Origin of the sequence: Streptomyces humicola (genome assembly GCF_024436035.1) — a bacterium.
GTDB lineage: Bacteria > Actinomycetota > Actinomycetes > Streptomycetales > Streptomycetaceae > Streptantibioticus_B > Streptantibioticus_B humicola.
Map to the genome: position 1 here is coordinate 177,297 of NZ_JANFNG010000007.1, position 12,209 is coordinate 189,505.

Annotated in this window: 7 protein-coding genes; all 7 read left to right on the forward strand. The window is 67.9% G+C overall.

Going from position 1 to position 12,209, the window contains the following annotated elements:
* Positions 1-146: 146 nt before the first annotated feature.
* Positions 147-581, forward strand: coding sequence for a 50S ribosomal protein L11 (gene rplK, locus NGB36_RS12360; protein WP_255920255.1), 435 nt, complete (start codon positions 147-149; stop codon positions 579-581).
* Positions 582-668: 87 nt separating this feature from the next.
* Entirely contained in the window at positions 669-1,391 is a 723-nt protein-coding gene (gene rplA / locus NGB36_RS12365; protein ID WP_255920256.1) for a 50S ribosomal protein L1, read from the forward strand.
* A 552-nt stretch (positions 1,392-1,943) separates the two neighbouring features.
* Entirely contained in the window at positions 1,944-2,504 is a 561-nt protein-coding gene (rplJ, locus tag NGB36_RS12370) for a 50S ribosomal protein L10 (protein ID WP_255920257.1), read from the forward strand.
* A 90-nt stretch (positions 2,505-2,594) separates the two neighbouring features.
* Entirely contained in the window at positions 2,595-2,984 is a 390-nt protein-coding gene (gene rplL, locus NGB36_RS12375) for a 50S ribosomal protein L7/L12 (RefSeq protein ID WP_255920258.1), read from the forward strand.
* A 613-nt stretch (positions 2,985-3,597) separates the two neighbouring features.
* Complete coding sequence (rpoB, locus tag NGB36_RS12380) at positions 3,598-7,083, forward strand: DNA-directed RNA polymerase subunit beta (RefSeq protein ID WP_255920259.1); 3,486 nt, start codon at positions 3,598-3,600, stop codon at positions 7,081-7,083.
* A 169-nt stretch (positions 7,084-7,252) separates the two neighbouring features.
* Entirely contained in the window at positions 7,253-11,152 is a 3,900-nt protein-coding gene (locus NGB36_RS12385) for a DNA-directed RNA polymerase subunit beta' (protein WP_255920260.1), read from the forward strand.
* 102 nt (positions 11,153-11,254) lie between these two features.
* A complete protein-coding gene (locus tag NGB36_RS12390; RefSeq protein ID WP_255920261.1) occupies positions 11,255-11,953 on the forward strand; it encodes a DUF4097 family beta strand repeat-containing protein in 699 nt (232 codons plus the stop codon).
* The last annotated feature ends 256 nt before the right edge of the window (positions 11,954-12,209 follow it).

Genomic DNA, 12,209 nt, shown 5'->3' on the forward strand with positions numbered 1-12,209 from the left:
CGGCGCCGATCAGGATCAGCCGACGGCCGATTACAGGGCTCGCCGCGATACCCGTTATCGTAGTGCGGTATGCCTCCATCCAGCCGATGCCGCCGGCTGATGCGGATGGACGGCGGAAACTCTCACTCAAGGACCCGGAGAGAGCAATGCCTCCCAAGAAGAAGAAGGTCACGGGGCTGATCAAGCTCCAGATCCAGGCCGGCGCCGCCAACCCGGCCCCGCCGGTCGGCCCGGCGCTGGGTCAGCACGGCGTCAACATCATGGAGTTCTGCAAGGCCTACAACGCCGCGACCGAGTCGCAGCGTGGCATGGTCGTGCCGGTGGAGATCACGGTCTACGAGGACCGTTCCTTCACCTTCATCACCAAGACGCCGCCGGCCGCGAAGCTCATCCTCAAGGCCGCGGGCGTGGAGAAGGGCTCCGGTGAGCCGCACGTGAAGAAGGTCGCGAAGATCACCCGCGACCAGGTGCGTGAGATCGCCACGACCAAGATGCCCGACCTGAACGCCAACGACCTGGACGCCGCCGAGAAGATCATCGCCGGCACCGCCCGTTCCATGGGCGTCACGGTCGAGGGCTGACGAGGGCCGAGCCCCCGCAAGACCTCCGTGGGAGGGCCAGGCGCTGGCCCGTGACCACGAACTCCACACTGATACCGAGGAGCAGCAGTGAAGCGCAGCAAGAGCCTCCGGGCTGCGGACGCCAAGATCGACCGGGAGCGGCAGTACGCCCCGCTCGAGGCCGTGCGTCTCGCCAAGGAGACCGCCAGCACCAAGTTCGACTCGACCGTCGAGGTCGCCATGCGTCTGGGCGTCGACCCGCGCAAGGCCGACCAGATGGTCCGCGGCACCGTGAACCTTCCGCACGGCACCGGCAAGACCGCCCGGGTCCTGGTCTTCGCGACCGGTGACCGCGCCGAGGCCGCGCGTGCCGCGGGCGCCGACATCGTCGGCGCCGACGAACTGATCGACGAGGTGTCCAAGGGCCGCCTGGACTTCGACGCCGTCGTCGCCACCCCGGACCTGATGGGCAAGGTCGGCCGTCTGGGTCGCGTGCTCGGTCCGCGGGGTCTCATGCCGAACCCGAAGACCGGCACCGTCACCCCGGACGTCGCCAAGGCCGTCACCGAGATCAAGGGCGGCAAGATCGAGTTCCGCGTCGACCGCCACTCCAACCTGCACTTCATCATCGGCAAGACGTCGTTCGGTGAGCAGCAGCTGGTGGAGAACTACGCGGCGGCGCTGGAGGAGATCCTGCGTCTGAAGCCGTCCGCCGCCAAGGGCCGCTACATCAAGAAGGCCGTCGTGAGCACCACGATGGGCCCCGGCATCCAGCTCGACCCGAACCGCACGCGCAACCTCCTCGTCGAAGAGGACGCCGCCGCGGTCTGATCACCGGCGTACGCAGGGGGGCCCGGGGCTTTGCGCCTCGGGCCTCCTGCGCGTGCGCCAGCGCGCTCTCCTCGAATCGAACATAAGACCGAATGGGGGGGTCCCGTGAGGAATCGATTCCGCAGAGGTGCGGCGCTCGCCGCCGTCGTGGCGCTAGGCGCGCTGTCGGCCTGCAGCAGCAGCGGGGGAGTCAAGGCCGCTCCCGCGCCCGGCTGATCCCTGCATCCGACACCCTCGACTACGCAGCCCTGCTGAAAGGCGCGGGGACGGGCCAGACGTCCTGATTTGCCTCGCCGCGGGCGGCTCACGTACTCTCTTGCGGAAGCCAAAGACCGCTGGTCGCTGTCGTGCCTGCCCGCAAGGGGCCGGGCGCGGTGGCCGAAGGATCCGCTAACGGCGGACGGCCCGCGTAGGTGACACAAGGATGAGCTCCCGGAACGTCTGTTCCGGTGGAGTGACGCCCCGTGCGCCTGCGCCGGGGCGTTTCGTGCGTTTCCAGTCGCCTCCTTCACTCCTTGCGGTCCGCAATCACCCGGAAGGAGGCCGAGGCTCATGGCGAGGCCTGACAAGGCTGCCGCGGTTGCCGAGCTGACGGACAAGTTCCGCAACTCCAACGCCGCTGTGCTCACCGAGTACACCGGTCTCACCGTGGCGCAGCTCAAGGAGCTGCGTCGTTCGCTCGGTGAGAACGCCAATTACCGCGTGGCGAAGAACACGCTGACCAAGATCGCGGCCAACGAGGCCGGGATCACCGCGCTCGACGACCTGTTCACGGGTTCGACGGCGATCACCTTCGTCTACGGCGACCCCGTCGCCTCGGCAAAGGGACTGCGGGACTTCGCCAAGGAGAACCCCGCTCTCGTCATCAAGGGCGGTGTCCTTGACGGCAAGGCGCTGTCCGCCGACGAGATCAAGAAGCTCGCGGACCTCGAGTCCCGTGAGGTGCTGCTCGCCAAGCTGGCCGGTGGCATGAAGGCGTCCATGGCCAAGGCCGCGGCGACCTTCCAGGCCCCGCTCTCGAAGTTCGTCCGTACCGCGGATGCGCTGCGCAGCAAGGTCGAGCAGGGCGGTGCCGGTACGCCGGCTCCCGCCGCCGAGGACGCGGCCGAGTAATCACCCGGCCCCAGCCCTCGCAGCGGGCCCGTCACACGCCCGCCGAAACATCCCCCCGGCACCAGCCGACTTAGTGGAAGGACCGCCACCATGGCGAAGCTCACCCAGGACGAGCTGCTCGAGCAGTTCGGCGAGATGACCCTCATCGAGCTCTCCGAGTTCGTGAAGGCCTTCGAGGAGAAGTTCGACGTCGAGGCTGCCGCTCCGGTCGCCGTTGCCGCCGCTGGTGGTGCCGCTGCCGGTGCCCCGGCCGAGGCTCCCGAGGAGAAGGACGAGTTCGACGTCATCCTCACCTCCGCCGGTGACAAGAAGATCCAGGTCATCAAGGTCGTGCGCGAGCTGACCTCCCTCGGCCTGAAGGAGGCCAAGGACCTGGTCGACGGTGCGCCGAAGCCGCTGCTCGAGAAGGTCAACAAGGAGGCTGCGGACAAGGCCGTCGAGGCCCTCAAGGGCGCCGGCGCCGGTGTCGAGGTCAAGTAAGACCCGGCACACGCACCGACCTCGTGTCGTGCCTCTTTCGAGGGGCTGATCAGCCGCAGGGCGGCCACCCTTTCGGGTGGCCGCCCTGCGGTGTTTCGGCCTGTGACGGAACGGATCCGTGCCGTCGGCGGTGAGCACAGGTATGGTGATCTTCGCCGGTTCGTTCCGGGGCGTCGGAGGCTCGCTGTGAGCATCCCCGCGGGGCGGGGGCCTTGACGAACCGGACGCAGCGCGCAATTCTCAGGACGCGTCGCGATGTCGTTCCGCCTCTCAGGGGGTGGGAGGAATGGAACGGCGGCGATGAGGGAATGACTGTGGTCGAGCGCAGGACCCAGACCTTGGGGTCCGCCCTGAGGCGGGCCCTACCGGATGACGAGGGGGAGATGATTCGGTCTCCGAATCACTGCTCTGGACATCAGTGTGCCGAGTGGCTACACTGACCCTTTGCGCTGCCTGTTAGCTGCCGTCTGGCCCGTCACCAGCGGCATGCCCACGTCTGAGTATCGCCGATGGAGATGTCCCCGACCTTCCGGTCGCCGGAGTTCGCCATCCATGCTCAGGGGCGGGGACCGGTACGCGCGTAGTGAGTCCGAGCCCTCGGAAGGACCCCCTCTTGGCCGCCTCGCGCAACGCCTCGACTGCTAATACGAACAACGGCGCAAGCACCGCCCCGCTGCGCATCTCCTTTGCGAAGATCAAGGAGCCCCTCGAGGTCCCGAACCTCCTCGCGCTGCAGACCGAGAGCTTCGATTGGCTGCTCGGCAATGCCGCCTGGAAGGCTCGTGTCGAGGCCGCTCTCGAAAGTGGTCAGGACGTCCCCACCAAGTCCGGTCTGGAGGAGATCTTCGAGGAGATCTCCCCGATCGAGGACTTCTCCGGGTCGATGTCGCTGACTTTCCGCGATCACCGCTTCGAGCCGCCCAAGAACTCGATCGACGAGTGCAAGGAGCGCGACTTCACGTACGCGGCCCCGCTCTTCGTCACGGCCGAGTTCACCAACAACGAGACCGGCGAGATCAAGTCCCAGACGGTCTTCATGGGCGACTTCCCGCTCATGACCAACAAGGGCACCTTCTGCATCAACGGCACCGAGCGTGTCGTCGTCTCGCAGCTGGTGCGTTCGCCCGGCGTCTACTTCGACTCCACCATCGACAAGACGTCCGACAAGGACATCTTCTCGGCGAAGGTGATCCCGTCGCGTGGCGCGTGGCTCGAGCTCGAAATCGACAAGCGCGACATGGTCGGTGTACGCATCGACCGCAAGCGCAAGCAGTCGGTCACCGTGCTGCTCAAGGCCCTCGGCTGGACCAACGACCAGATCCTCGAGGAGTTCGGCGACTACGAGTCGATGCGCGCCACCCTGGAGAAGGACCACACCCAGGGCCAGGACGACGCGCTGCTCGACATCTACCGCAAGCTGCGTCCGGGCGAGCCCCCGACCCGCGAGGCCGCGCAGACCCTGCTCGAGAACCTGTACTTCAACCCGAAGCGCTACGACCTGGCCAAGGTCGGCCGCTACAAGGTCAACAAGAAGCTCGGCGGCGAGCAGCCGCTCGACCAGGGCGTGCTGACCGTCGAGGACGTCATCGCGACGATCAAGTACCTGGTCAAGCTGCACGCCGGTGAGACCGAGACGGTCGCTGCCAACGGCGAGACCATCCCGGTCGAGGTCGACGACATCGACCACTTCGGCAACCGCCGCCTGCGCAACGTCGGCGAGCTCATCCAGAACCAGGTCCGCACCGGCCTGGCCCGCATGGAGCGCGTCGTCCGCGAGCGCATGACCACCCAGGACGTCGAGGCGATCACGCCGCAGACGCTGATCAACATCCGGCCGGTCGTCGCCTCCATCAAGGAGTTCTTCGGCACCAGCCAGCTGTCCCAGTTCATGGACCAGACCAACCCGCTGTCGGGTCTGACCCACAAGCGCCGCCTGTCGGCGCTGGGCCCGGGTGGACTCTCCCGTGAGCGGGCCGGCCTCGACGTGCGTGACGTGCACCCGTCGCACTACGGCCGCATGTGCCCGATCGAGACGCCTGAAGGCCCGAACATCGGTCTGATCGGCTCGCTCGCCACTTACGGCCGGGTGAACGCGTTCGGCTTCGTCGAGACCCCGTACCGCAAGGTCGAGAACGGCCGCGTCACCGAGGACGTGCACTACCTGACCGCCGACGAGGAGGACCGCTACCTCATCGCGCAGGCCAACGCTGCGCTCACCGAGGAGGGCACCTTCGCCGAGGGCCGTGTGCTGGTCCGCCGTCGTGGCGGCGAGGTCGACCTCGTGCCGTCCGAGGACGTGGACTACATGGACGTCTCGCCGCGCCAGATGGTGTCGGTCGCGACCGCCATGATCCCGTTCCTGGAGCACGACGACGCCAACCGCGCGCTCATGGGTTCGAACATGATGCGCCAGGCGGTGCCGCTGCTGAAGGCGGAGTCGCCGCTGGTCGGTACCGGCATCGAGTACCGCGCCGCGGTCGACGCCGGTGACGTCATCACCGCCGAGAAGGACGGCGTGGTCCAGGAGGTCTCCGCGGACTACGTCACCGTCGCCAACGACGACGGCACCTACACCACCTACCGGGTGGCCAAGTTCAACCGCTCCAACCAGGGCACCTCCTTCAACCAGAAGGTGGTCGTGGACGAGGGCGCCCGCGTGGTGGTCGGCCAGGTGCTCGCCGACGGCCCGTCCACCCAGGCCGGTGAGATGGCGCTCGGCAAGAACCTGCTGGTCGCGTTCATGCCGTGGGAAGGCCACAACTACGAGGACGCGATCATCCTGTCGCAGCGCCTCGTCCAGGACGACGTCCTCTCCTCGATCCACATCGAGGAGCACGAGGTCGACGCCCGTGACACCAAGCTCGGCCCCGAGGAGATCACCCGGGACATCCCGAACGTCTCCGAGGAGGTCCTCGCCGACCTCGACGAGCGCGGCATCATCCGCATCGGTGCCGAGGTCGTCGCCGGTGACATCCTGGTCGGCAAGGTCACCCCCAAGGGTGAGACCGAGCTGACCCCGGAGGAGCGCCTGCTGCGCGCGATCTTCGGTGAGAAGGCCCGTGAGGTCCGTGACACCTCGCTGAAGGTGCCGCACGGCGAGACCGGCAAGGTCATCGGCGTGCGCGTCTTCGACCGCGAGGAGGGCGACGAGCTGCCGCCGGGCGTGAACCAGCTGGTCCGCGTCTACGTGGCGCAGAAGCGCAAGATCACCGACGGTGACAAGCTCGCCGGCCGCCACGGCAACAAGGGCGTCATCTCCAAGATCCTGCCGGTCGAGGACATGCCGTTCCTGGAGGACGGCACCCCGATCGACATCATCCTCAACCCGCTCGGCGTCCCCTCCCGGATGAACCCAGGCCAGGTCCTGGAGATCCACCTGGGCTGGCTCGCCAAGCAGGGCTGGGACGTCACGGGCATCGCCGAGGAGTGGGCGCGCCGCCTGCAGGCGATCGAGGCCGACAAGGTCGAGCCCGGCACCAACGTCGCCACCCCGGTCTTCGACGGCGCCCGCGAGGACGAGATCGCCGGCCTGTTCCAGTCGACGATCCCGAACCGCGACGGCGATCGGATGGTCCTCCCGTCCGGCAAGGCCCGGCTCTTCGACGGCCGCTCCGGCGAGCCGTTCCCGGAGCCGATCTCCGTCGGCTACATGTACATCATCAAGCTGAGCCACATGGTGGACGACAAGCTGCACGCCCGTTCCACCGGCCCGTACTCGATGATCACGCAGCAGCCGCTCGGTGGTAAGGCCCAGTTCGGCGGCCAGCGCTTCGGCGAGATGGAGGTGTGGGCGCTGGAGGCGTACGGCGCCGCCTACGCCCTGCAGGAGCTGCTGACCATCAAGTCCGACGACGTTCTCGGCCGTGTGAAGGTCTACGAGGCCATCGTCAAGGGCGAGAACATCCCGGAGCCCGGCATTCCCGAGTCCTTCAAGGTGCTCATCAAGGAAATGCAGTCCCTCTGCCTGAATGTGGAGGTGCTGTCCTCGGACGGTATGTCCATCGAAATGCGTGACACGGATGAAGACGTCTTCCGCGCGGCGGAGGAGCTCGGTATCGACCTGTCCCGGCGTGAGCCGAGCAGCGTCGAAGAGGTCTGACGGGTTGGCCGGGTCCCGCCCGTCACCCGACCGCCACCCCGGTCGGAGTCCCTTCGGGACACGTGACATTGGTCCCCGGCCGCACCCCGGACCCGTTCAGACCCTGTTTGACACTCGACCCCGGCAGCATCGATTTTCGGGGCAAGCCCGAAGGTGGGATTGACACAAAGTGCTCGACGTCAACTTCTTCGACGAGCTGCGGATCGGCCTGGCCACCGCGGACGACATCCGTCAGTGGTCGCACGGCGAGGTAAAGAAGCCGGAGACCATCAACTACCGCACCCTCAAGCCCGAAAAGGACGGCCTCTTCTGCGAGAAGATCTTCGGCCCGACCCGGGACTGGGAGTGCTACTGCGGTAAGTACAAGCGCGTCCGCTTCAAGGGCATCATCTGCGAGCGCTGCGGTGTCGAGGTGACTCGCGCCAAGGTGCGCCGTGAGCGGATGGGCCACATCGAGCTGGCCGCGCCCGTCACGCACATCTGGTACTTCAAGGGCGTCCCGTCGCGCCTGGGCTACCTGCTCGACCTCGCCCCGAAGGACCTGGAGAAGGTCATCTACTTCGCCGCCTACATGATCACGTGGGTGGACGAGGAGCGCCGCACCCGTGACCTGCCCTCCCTGGAGGCCCAGGTCTCGGTGGAGCGCCAGCAGATCGAGCAGCGCCGTGACGCCGACGTCGAGGCCCGCCAGAAGAAGCTGGAGGCGGACCTCGGCGAGCTGGAGGCCGAGGGCGCCAAGGCCGACGTGCGCCGCAAGGTGCGCGAGGGCGCGGAGCGCGAGATGAAGCAGCTGCGCGACCGCGCGCAGCGCGAGCTCGACCGTCTCGACGAGGTGTGGAGCCGCTTCAAGTCCCTCAAGGTCCAGGACCTCGAGGGCGACGAGCTGCTCTACCGCGAGCTGCGTGACCGCTTCGGCACCTACTTCATGGGTGGCATGGGCGCCGCCGCGCTGCAGAAGCGCCTGGAGTCCTTCGACCTCGAAGAGGAGGCCGAGAGGCTCCGCGAGATCATCCGTACCGGCAAGGGCCAGAAGAAGACCCGTGCGCTCAAGCGCCTCAAGGTCGTCTCGGCGTTCCTGCAGACCCGCAACAGCCCCAACGGCATGGTGCTGGACTGCGTCCCGGTGATCCCGCCGGACCTGCGCCCGATGGTGCAGCTGGACGGTGGCCGCTTCGCGACCTCCGACCTGAACGACCTCTACCGCCGTGTCATCAACCGCAACAACCGCCTCAAGCGTCTCCTTGACCTCGGTGCTCCCGAGATCATCGTGAACAACGAGAAGCGGATGCTGCAGGAGGCCGTCGACGCGCTGTTCGACAACGGCCGCCGCGGCCGGCCGGTGACCGGCCCGGGCAACCGCCCGCTGAAGTCGCTCTCCGACATGCTCAAGGGCAAGCAGGGCCGCTTCCGGCAGAACCTGCTCGGCAAGCGCGTCGACTACTCGGCCCGTTCCGTGATCGTCGTCGGCCCGCAGCTGAAGCTGCACCAGTGCGGCCTGCCCAAGGCGATGGCGCTGGAGCTCTTCAAGCCGTTCGTGATGAAGCGCCTGGTCGACCTGAACCACGCGCAGAACATCAAGTCGGCCAAGCGCATGGTCGAGCGCGGCCGCACGGTCGTGTACGACGTGCTGGAAGAGGTCATCGCCGAGCACCCGGTGCTGCTCAACCGTGCGCCGACGCTGCACCGTCTCGGCATCCAGGCCTTCGAGCCGCAGCTGGTCGAGGGCAAGGCCATCCAGATCCACCCGCTCGTGTGCACCGCGTTCAACGCGGACTTCGACGGTGACCAGATGGCCGTGCACCTGCCGCTGTCCGCGGAGGCGCAGGCCGAGGCCCGCATCCTGATGCTGTCCTCGAACAACATCCTCAAGCCCGCCGACGGCCGGCCGGTGACGATGCCGACGCAGGACATGGTCCTGGGTCTGTTCTTCCTCACCACCGACCACGAGGAGCGCGAGGTCAAGGGTGAGGGCCGGTCGTTCGGCTCGGTCGCCGAGGCGATCATGGCGCTCGATGCCCGCGAGCTGTCGCTCCAGGCACCGGTCGACATCCGCTTCCCGCTCGGCACCGTGCCGCCGCGCGGCTGGACCCCGCCGGCCGCCGAGGAGGGCGAGCCCGAGTGGCAGCCGGGTGACCCGTTCCGGCTGCGGACGACCCTGGGCCGTGCGCTCTTCAACGAGCTGCTGCCCGAGGACTACCCGTTCGTCGACTACCCGGTGGGCAAGAAGCAGCTCTCCGAGATCGTCAACGACCTCGCCGAGCGCTACCCGAAGGTCGTCGTGGCGGCGACGCTGGACAACCTGAAGGCGGCCGGTTTCCACTGGGCGACCCGTTCCGGTGTCACCGTCGCCATCTCCGACGTCGTCGTCCCGGAGGCCAAGCGCGGCATCCTGGACGTCTACGAGGCGCAGGACGAGAAGGTCCAGAAGCAGTACGAGCGCGGCCTGATCACGAAGGAAGAGCGGTCTCAGGAACTGATCACGATCTGGACCAAGGCGACCAACGAGGTTGCCGAGGCCATGAACGAGAACTTCCCGAAGACCAACCCGATCTTCATGATGGTCGACTCGGGTGCCCGCGGAAACATGATGCAGATGCGTCAGATCGCGGGTATGCGGGGCCTGGTGTCCAACGCGAAGAACGAGACCATCCCGCGGCCCATCAAGGCGTCGTTCCGTGAGGGTCTCACCGTGCTGGAGTACTTCATCTCCACCCACGGTGCCCGTAAGGGCCTCGCCGACACCGCGCTGCGTACCGCCGACTCGGGTTACCTGACCCGTCGTCTGGTGGACGTCTCGCAGGACGTGATCATCCGCGAGGAGGACTGCGGCACCGAGCGCGGCCTGAAGCTGGCGATCGCCGAGCGCGGCGAGGACGGCGTGCTGCGCAAGGCGGCCGGCGTCGAGACCAGCGTGTACGCGCGCAGCCTCGCCGAGGACATCGTCGTCGACGGCAAGGTGCTGGCCCCGGCCGGTACCGACCTGGGCGACGTGCTCATCGAGCAGCTGATCAAGCACGGCGTCGAGACGGTGAAGACCCGCTCGATCCTGACCTGCGAGTCCACCGTGGGCACCTGCGCGATGTGCTACGGCCGTTCGCTCGCCACCGGCAAGCTGGTGGACATCGGCGAGGCGGTCGGCATCATCGCGGCTCAGTCCATCGGTGAGCCCGGCACCCAGCTCACGATGCGTACCTTCCACACCGGTGGTGTGGCCGGTGACGACATCACCAAGGGTCTGCCGCGTGTCGTCGAGCTCTTCGAGGCCCGTACCCCGAAGGGGCTGGCCCCGATCAGCGAGGCGGCCGGCCGGGTCCGCATCGAGGAGACCGAGAAGACCCGCAAGGTCGTCGTCACCCCGGACGACGGCAGCGACGAGATCTCCTACGGAGTCTCCAAGCGCGCCCGTCTGCTGGTGGAGGAGGGCGATCACGTCGAGGTCGGCCAGAAGCTGATGGCCGGCACCGAGAACCCGCACGACGTGCTGCGGATCCTCGGCCAGCGTGCGGTGCAGATCCACCTCCTGGGCGAGGTCCAGCAGGTCTTCAACTCGCAGGGTGTGTCGATCCACGACAAGCACATCGAGATCATCATCCGGCAGATGCTGCGCCGGGTGACGATCATCGAGTCCGGCGACGCCGAGCTGCTGCCCGGCGAGCTGGTCGAGCGCGGCCGCTTCGAGCAGGAGAACCGTCGTGTGGTCGCCGAGGGCGGACACCCCGCCTCCGGCCGTCCGCAGCTGATGGGTATCACCAAGGCCTCGCTGGCGACCGAGTCCTGGCTGTCGGCCGCCTCCTTCCAGGAGACGACCCGGGTGCTCACCGACGCGGCGATCCACGCCAAGTCGGACTCGCTCCTGGGCCTGAAGGAGAACGTCATCCTCGGCAAGCTCATCCCGGCCGGTACGGGCCTGTCCCGCTACCGCAACATCCGGGTCGAGCCGACCGAGGAGGCCAAGGCCGCGATGTACTCCGCCGTCGGCTACGAGGACATCGACTACTCGCCGTTCGGCACCGGCTCCGGCCAGGCGGTGCCGCTGGAGGACTACGACTACGGGCCCTACAACGCCTGACGCCGTAGCGCTCTGAGTCACTGACAGGGCGGCCGTCCCCCGAAAGGGGGTACGGCCGCCCTGTCGCCGTTTTCAGGCGCTCCGGCGGGCAGGCTGGTAGCCATGAAGCGCATCTCCCCCAAAATCCGTCCAGGGGTGCCCCCTGTCCTCTGCGCCGTCGCCGGGCTGGTGCTCACCGCCTGCTCGGGCATCGACGTCGAGCAGGAGCACCACAAGACCGTCAGCTACGGGGTGAGCACACCGGTGCGCAAGCTGGTGGTGAAGGGGAGGACGGGCGACATCCATGTGACGGGCGGCGGCGGGGGCACCGTCAGCGTCACCGAGACGCAGGACTACCGCAACGCGCCCCCGCACACCACGCACGCGACGTCGGGATCCACGTTGACGCTGACGTACGACTGCTCGGACTGCGGCGTGAGCTACGACGTCCACGTGCCCGCGGGCACCGCCGTCGACGTCACCGACGACACCGGCAGCGTGACGCTGAGCGGGCTCGGCGGCCCGGTCCAGGCGAGCACGGGCACCGGCGACGTCACCGCTGACGGGCTGACCTCATCGCAGGCCAGGCTCACCGCGGAGACCGGGGACGTCCACGCCGGGTTCGACGCCTCCCCCGCGACGGTCTACGCCACGGCCGACACCGGGAACGTGGGCGTCACCGTGCCCCAGGGCGGCGCGTACGCGGTCGACGCCGTCGCCGACACGGGGGACGTACGGGTGAACGTGACGACGGCGGGCGACAGCGCGCACAGCATCACCGCGCACGCGGGCACGGGCGACGTCACCGTCGGGGCGGCGTAGGGGTCGCGCGGCCCAAGGGCGTTCCTCTGCCGGCCGGTGCTTTCGGACCGTCCCTGCGGACGATCCGACGGGCCGTTGGCCAGGACGAAGCTGGTGGGCGAAACCAACCACCGTACGGCCTCAGGACTGTGATGTACCGTCAAGGTGATGTGCTGTCATGCGCGTACCCCGCCGGGCTCACCTTCCGGCCCGCCTCCGGTACCGAACGGGCGCGCCGCGCTCGAAGTGCGCCGCGGGGGCGACCTGCTCTGGACGT

What these genes read in the sequence shown, in the direction of transcription:
- rplL (WP_255920258.1), top strand. Translation starts at nt 2,595, where the DNA reads ATGGCGAAGCTCACCCAGGACGAGCTGCTCGAGCAGTTCGGCGAGATG.
- NGB36_RS12390 (WP_255920261.1), top strand. Translation starts at nt 11,255, where the DNA reads ATGAAGCGCATCTCCCCCAAAATCCGTCCAGGGGTGCCCCCTGTCCTC.
- rplJ (WP_255920257.1), top strand. Translation starts at nt 1,944, where the DNA reads ATGGCGAGGCCTGACAAGGCTGCCGCGGTTGCCGAGCTGACGGACAAG.
- rplK (WP_255920255.1), top strand. Translation starts at nt 147, where the DNA reads ATGCCTCCCAAGAAGAAGAAGGTCACGGGGCTGATCAAGCTCCAGATC.